Source organism: Serratia sp. PF-27 (assembly GCF_030053255.1).
In the GTDB taxonomy this organism is placed as follows: Bacteria; Pseudomonadota; Gammaproteobacteria; order Enterobacterales; family Enterobacteriaceae; genus Serratia; species Serratia bockelmannii.
The window spans coordinates 1-1,268 of sequence record NZ_JASGBT010000014.1; the positions used below are offsets into that span (position 1 = coordinate 1).

A 1,268-nucleotide genomic window follows, 5' to 3' on the forward strand; every position below is an offset into this window, starting at 1 on the left:
GGATAACGCCCGATGAACCTCATCGGGCGTTTTGTATTTCAGCGACAAGTGCGGCCGCCGCGTGTTGTAGAGGTTCACCGATTCCCTGACCATCTTTCTTGCCTGCGCGATATCTTCTGGCCTGCCGAGCAGGTATTCCGTTTTGAGTATCCCGTTTATCCGTTCCGCCAGCGCGTTCTGATAACAGTCATACCCGTCCGTCATCGAGCAGATGACGTCATACTGCTGATGTAACGCCTGATATTCCTGCGAGCAGTACTGGATACCCCTGTCCGAGTGATGCACCAACGGCAACGCCGTGCGTCTGCCGGCCAGTGCCATTTTGAACGCGCAGGCGACATGCCGGGTATGCAGACTGTCATGCACGTGATATCCCACGATTTTTCTCGACCAGGCATCCGTTACCAGGCTGACATACGCCGTCCCCGTTCTCAGCGGCAGGTAGGTGATATCCGCCACCCATACCTGTTCCGGACGGCTGGCTATTACTTGATTGTCTCCCGCTTTTAGCAGGTTGGGATGGCGATAAAAACGATGATGGCTGTGCGTCGTCTTGTGATATGCCCGTTTAGGCATCACCAGTAACCGCGCGCAGCGCAGGATACTGAACAGCCGGTCACGGCCCACATGCAACGCCGGTTCGGGGTGTTGCCGCAACAGGTGATGCAGCTTACGTGTCCCCAGTCGGGGTTGGTGCAAGCGGATGGCCGTCACCTGTTCGACGAGATGCCGGGCCTGCTCCTCTTTGCCTGCTTCACGCTGCAGGGACTGATACCACGCTTGTCGGCTGATGCCCATCCATCGGCAGGCCCGCGTTACTGTGAGTCCCGGTACTTGTGTTTGCGCGATAAGGCGGTTAGCTGCTTTTTTGTCAGCGTGGCGCCAAAGTCGGTGTTCATCACTTTGACGACAGCTTCGAAGAACTGGGCTTTGACTTCAGATTCAGCCAGTTGCTGCTCAAGTTCTTTAATACGCTGTTCGGGCGTCAGGGGGAGTTTGGGCATGTTGTCTCCGCACGTTCTGGTGGAAGGAGAAGTTCGCCAGTCAAGTTGACCGTATTTGCGCAGCCAGTTCATGACAGTCTGGCTGCCTTGGATACCGTAGCGATCTTGCGCCTGGCGGTATGTCATCTCGCCTTTTTCGACCTGTTCGACGACAGCCAGTTTAAAGGATAGAGAGTAATCGCGTTGTGTGCGTTTAATATACTGGTTCATCACATTTTCCTCTGTGCGTGAGTAAAATGTGTCAACGCTATTCAGGACGGGTCA

General features: G+C 55.0%; 1 protein-coding gene. It reads right to left on the reverse strand.

Translation table 11 applies throughout. From position 1 onward, the window contains the following. Positions 1-1,214, reverse strand: a protein-coding gene (locus QMZ29_RS04900; protein WP_282995316.1) for an IS3 family transposase whose coding sequence is annotated in 2 segments (ribosomal slippage) — positions 1-872 and positions 872-1,214 — 1,215 coding nt annotated over the 2 segments. Because the reading frame shifts where the segments join, the coding sequence is not laid out codon by codon here. This gene is flagged as partial in the annotation. Positions 1,215-1,268 lie beyond the last annotated feature (54 nt).